Here is a 4,493-nt window from a genome sequence, read left to right on the forward strand (position 1 = left end):
CAGACCCCCAAAAGTGACCAGCATCAGTAGGATTGTGCTTTACGAAAGTGATGTCCTTGGCGTTATACTTCAAGCCTCTAGCCTGATTGGGGTCAGGATTGGGAGTCAATTTAGAGGCAAAATCATTATTCAAAGTTAGATAGTGGTCATGGTCAGCAGTAACCAATAGCAGGTTCTTACTCCAACCACCATGATTATCTACCCAACTAATGACTTGCTCAACTGCCTTATCAAAATCATTCATGGTACCAATCAGGTTATCCATGTTGTCGTCATGAGCAGCCCAGTCGATATCGCCTCCCTCAACCATCAGCCAGAAGCCATCTTTGTCTTTACCTAGAACGGTTAAAGCTGCTTTGGTCAGATCAGCTAAAGTCGGATTTTCGTTAATTTCTTTAGCAATAAAGCTGGCATCAGTTTCACCGGGAGCCAGAGGACGGACAGTATCGGGTGCAGGAGCATTAGGAGCGATGGGATTACCAGCTGCATCAATGACAGGAACACACTCCCCAGCAGTACCAGTAATTATCTGACCTGATGGACAGGTAGCCGGAGTTCCAGACTCAACAACAGAGCTATAAAGGGAGAAGTTGTCCAGACCTGTCAAACTATAGTCTCCCTTAGAGGAACTAACAGGAATGTTGCCATTTTGTCCACGGGCACCATACAGACCAAATAATTTGCCTCCCTTGTTCGGGTCGATTTTAGTAGCCGTGTTTAGGAGTGTTTGAGTTGCGTTGGAGCCACGTTCCAAAAAGGTATAGCCGTAACGATTGGATGTAGGATTATTCTTCAGATGCTGGTAAGTGTCTTCTGTAATGTAGGTATAGTTAAAGACACCCTCTGCTGTACTTGTGCTATCTCTATTTTGAAAATCTTTAGGATGACCGCCACCCAACAAAATATTGGGCTGAAAGTTCAGCAATGTCTGTTGCAAAATGCTGTCTTGGTTGCTCTTGCTGGGGTCGTAAACACTGTCGTACTTACTACGACGATTTACGAAAGAAGCCGCAGCACCAGGCGTTGCATGGCTAATAGGTACGGAAGTGACCAAGCCTGTAGACTTACCTTTTTCTTTGGCAATTTCTAGGATGGTTTTCAACTTCTTCTCGTAAATGTCTACCCCCATAGCGTTGTTAAAGCTTTTTACCCCTGTATACAGAGTTGTAGCTGTGTTAGCAGAGTCGGGATAACTGTACTTGATGTAATCTTTGTCGTATGTACCAGAATTAGCAGGGGTCAAAGGAACCCAGGGAACAGGGCCGCCCTTACTGATGTCATAACCCGCCAAATTACCGTTTTCTAAGCTATTGCCATCAGTTCTATTGCCAGGGTTAAAAGGAGTAGGCTGGAATGAAAAGTTGGGACGAACAGGACTTGCAGCGGTGAGTAAATTAGACCCATCCAGAGCAGAGTTACCTGTTAGATGGGGCTGATCTGTTGGATTGGCTGGTGTATTTCCCTGAATTGTTGTACCGTAAGTAGTCACCAATCCATATCCAGTTAGCTTTTGGAAGCTAAGACCTGAACCTTTACCACTTGTGTAAAAAGGAGCGCCTTTGGCAACGGCTGCGGCCCGTGCCATCTCCCAACCCATACCATCGCCAATCATGATAATTACGTTAATTCCATTACCAGCAGCCAGGGTGGGCTGAAAAACAGAATTACCAAATACCAGCAGAACGGTACAGAGCAAGCCAGCCATCATAAAGGCTAGAAATCGCTTGTACTTTTGCAAAAATGAAATCATTGCAGTGTGCCTTAAAGTTAATTGAGCAAGTGTTAGCTGTTAATACTGATAAAAATTTGGTTCTAGATGAGTAGCACCAAAGTCTGAGTATGTAGCAGTCACATCTAGCTGAGTAGAGGCTGTGGCATGTCTTTGGCTAGAGGCGGTTGCTGGTTGTTGATTTGATGTTCCCAAGAACAACAAAGCTGCCATAACCAGACCAGATATAAACCAAGCCAAGGCGAGTTTGTACTGTTTCAGTAATGAAATAATTTGGGATTTTTGAATGAAAGTCATCATCAGGAAACCTCTTAGTAAATAATCGAGTTGCAATCAGCGTAGGCGTAGCCCGTCGTAGACATCGCTATGCTTTGACAATTGGAAAAAATGCCAAAAAGCATTATGTTTAAATAGTCTTTAAAAACTAAATATAGGCAAATTACCACCAAAAGTTTGGAATTTATAGCAGCAATTAGTAAGATTATGTATTTAGCTATGTTTTTGGTTGAAATTTGTTTTACTTGCAGACAGCATGAAAACTAAATCTTGGTTAAATAAAGGATGAATTGGCGGTGCTGAAGGTTTTCTACAGCTAGTTAACTGCAAAGTTATTTCAGTAATATTAAAAGTTTTTTGTATATGAGTTTGCAACTTAGTAAGTAAGCGATCGCGTTCCTGGATAGTTGTACATTCAACTGTCAAATTGGCACAAAGCATTACCTTATCTAAGCTAATTGTCCAGATGTGGAGTTTTTCTACTTGAACAACACCAGGAAAATATTTGAGAGATATTTCCACCTCAACGGGGTCTATTGATTCCGGTGCATACTCCAAAAAAATCTTTAAACTTTCTTGCACTAAAGGTAAACCACTCAAACCTGTAAAAGTTGCAACGACTATACTAATAGCAATATCTGCCCACCACCAATCCCAAAGATGAACTGCTAAAGCAGCTATAATTACGCCAACAGAACTAACAGTATCGGCAATGACATGAAGCAAAGCTCCCCGCAGGTTTAAGTCGTCGTGAGTGTGGGGATGAAGCAAAGTAATATTTAGCAGATTGACGATTAAACCTAATACCGCAATTGCTAACATTGGTAAGCCTAAAATCGCTGCTGGATGTTGCCAGCGTTGAATAGCTTCCAATACGATAAAAGTAGCGATCGCAAGTAAACCTAATCCATTAAATAAAGCTGCTAAAACTTCGATTCGCTGATTTCCAAAGGTTGCTTTTTTCTTAGCTGGTTGCTGTGCTAGAAAACTAGCAAGTAGCGATATCGCCAAGGCTGTAATATCCGATAGAATGTGTCCTGCATCTGCCTGTAAAGATAAACTTTGACTCCATAAACCCACACTCCACTCAGCAACAAAAAAAACAGCAAGTAAACCTACTGTTACCCACAAATTTTTTGATTTTTGCTGATTATTAAATATTTTTACCGAATCATCTGCACACCTACACCATTGAAGTAAAACCATTACTCAAAAACCTTTTTACAGTACAGTAGTAGCTTCAAAATTTCTCACCAACCCTATTTATGGTAAGGATTTATATCCTCGAATATTGCCTTTGAACAAGCTACGGTTAAAGACTTTATCATGCTTTTTTTATAAAATTACTCACTAATTTTTTCTCAAAATATGTTTTTCTAGATTCAAAGATATATAAATACTAGAAAAAATATGTGTCTACTAAAAAAGTTATCCTACTTAATTTAAGAAATGGTAATGGTTTTGTTAAAAATCAGAAGTTAAAAATATTAATATTTGCAATTTCCAACAATCATCCTGTTAGTAATCTGTTACTAATTACACATAAGTTTATTGGGAATCAAAACTTGCGCTCAACTTCCCATTTTCCCTGAGAGGATGATAACCATTATCTTTTAAAATTCTACTAATAGAGGTATAAATACCTTTTTGATACGCGATATACCTCGATAAATATATATTGAGAATAAGAATATTTTTTACTGATTTCTCTAACTTTTAAATAAAATTTTCAAAATTATGAGCTTCAGATTTGCATATTTATTTACTACTAATACGGTTTGGTGAATCATTTTCATAAAAATTTGACACTAACAAAAATGTTGTTAATAACAACGGCTAATATCAATTTAATATGAAGCTGCATATAATAGAGAAAACAAACTCGATAAATTACAATACCGATGAGCCGTCATGCATGAGATTGAAATCGCAGAAAGCGAAGAAGAACTTAAAAAACGTCTACAAACAGCCAACTTTGGAAACCAGAAAGAAAAACTTATTATGCTGTGGTGGATTAAAAGTGGGCAAGTAAAGGAACAACAAGAAATTGGGAAACGCTTGGCGAAAGATACTTCAACGGTGACAAGGTGGTTGCAAAGATATAGGTCAGGTGGACTATCTGAATTATTGAAAATTAAGAAAGCTCCTGGAGCAAAACCAAAAATTCATGATGCTGCGATGCCTACGGCGGTAAACTACGCAGCACTTGAAGAGGAGTTAAAAACAGGGAAAGGCAATAGTTAGCTATGGTGCAATAGTTGAGTGGTTGAAACAAGAACATGGACAAGAGATAGAGTATGCAACGGTTTATGCATGGGTTCGATATCGATGCTTGTGCAAAATTAAAAGTACCTCGTCCCCCAGGGCTATTTCATTCTCATCTAGCCCGCCTCAGAATGAATTCTGAGTCTAATAGCGAAAGTCGTCTAAAGACGACTGAGAAAAGGTTATAGTCCGTTTTAACGGACTTTAGCTGTTAGCCTGGAAC

4 protein-coding genes are annotated in these 4,493 nt (G+C 39.2%); 1 reads left to right on the forward strand and 3 read right to left on the reverse strand.

The window, feature by feature from the left end; translation table 11 throughout:
- The 3 genes from LC574_RS27975 to LC574_RS27985 all read right to left on the reverse strand — a co-directional run.
- Positions 1-1,750: alkaline phosphatase (locus LC574_RS27975; protein ID WP_229456928.1), on the reverse strand; the 1,750-nt coding region annotated here is incomplete at its 3' end.
- A gap of 39 nt (positions 1,751-1,789) precedes the next feature.
- Positions 1,790-2,029, reverse strand: coding sequence for a hypothetical protein (locus LC574_RS27980; protein WP_229456929.1), 240 nt, complete (start codon positions 2,027-2,029; stop codon positions 1,790-1,792).
- Positions 2,030-2,218: 189 nt separating this feature from the next.
- Positions 2,219-3,211 carry a cation diffusion facilitator family transporter gene (locus tag LC574_RS27985; RefSeq protein WP_229456930.1) on the reverse strand — a complete coding sequence of 331 codons (993 nt, stop codon included), beginning with the start codon at positions 3,209-3,211 and terminating at the stop codon, positions 2,219-2,221.
- Between the two features lie 705 nt (positions 3,212-3,916).
- Between LC574_RS27985 and LC574_RS27990 the strand changes: the two genes are divergently transcribed.
- Entirely contained in the window at positions 3,917-4,249 is a 333-nt protein-coding gene (locus LC574_RS27990; RefSeq protein ID WP_229456931.1) for a helix-turn-helix domain-containing protein, read from the forward strand.
- Positions 4,250-4,493: the final 244 nt, after the last annotated feature.

Origin of the sequence: Nostoc sp. CHAB 5715, from assembly GCF_020829685.1 — a bacterium.
Lineage (GTDB): Bacteria > Cyanobacteriota > Cyanobacteriia > Cyanobacteriales > Nostocaceae > Nostoc.